Here is a 733-nt window from a genome sequence, read left to right as displayed (position 1 = left end):
CCGTGAGGCTCAAGACAATATTTACGATTGAGCATCTATATCGTGATAAACTGATCATTTATCAAACTTGTATATTGGTGCCAAGTTGCTGGTCAACTGAAAGACCATGTAGTCAGCAATTTCGCTATCAGTTGATAAGATCATTGTCATCGAATTACAAACCAAGCGATTGATAAACCGAGCAACTTATAAACTTAGGTAACTAAACACGCATGGACTGGTTAAAAAGTATCTTAGACAGCTTACCTTTAGAAAAGCTGAGCGATCTTCTTGGTGAGATTGTTATTTGGTGGAGTCAGATGGTCAAAGACGTGCCACCTGCTGACTTGCCAATGTACGCATACCTTGGTGGTTCTATTATAGTATTATTACTTTGGATATTGGTGGCGCGTATGCTGCCACGTCCATTAGGTGGCATGAGCTGGATGGTTCTGTTTGCAGTTTTATTAGCTCCAGGAACTGCACTGAGTGATCCTAGTGTTATTGCACCAGCGAGCATCAGCGTGGTTTACGCTATCATGATGAAAGACATGACAGGGGCCATTACCAATGCATTACCCATTCTAGTGGTGTTGGTTGCAGGGTTGTTTTTAGGTTTTGTCTGGCAGCTTATTCGCGGAGCTTTTGAGTCAAGTTTGGATAAGGCTCGTCATCGTAGCGCTGAAGACACACAAGCCAATCTACAGCTGGCAACGGGTAATTATATAGGCGAAAAAGACTATGCAGGTGAGAC

1 protein-coding gene is annotated in these 733 nt (G+C 42.8%); it reads left to right on the top strand.

Translation table 11 applies throughout. The features are described from left to right. Positions 1 to 212: 212 nt before the first annotated feature. The coding region (locus tag ACS8FD_RS20195) for a hypothetical protein (protein ID WP_439277178.1) at positions 213 to 733 on the top strand (521 nt) is incomplete at its 3' end.

The organism is Psychrobacter sp. 1U2 (assembly GCF_051847575.1).
Note: the sequence above shows the minus strand (reverse complement) of the source record. Positions and strands in the feature narration are given on the sequence as shown.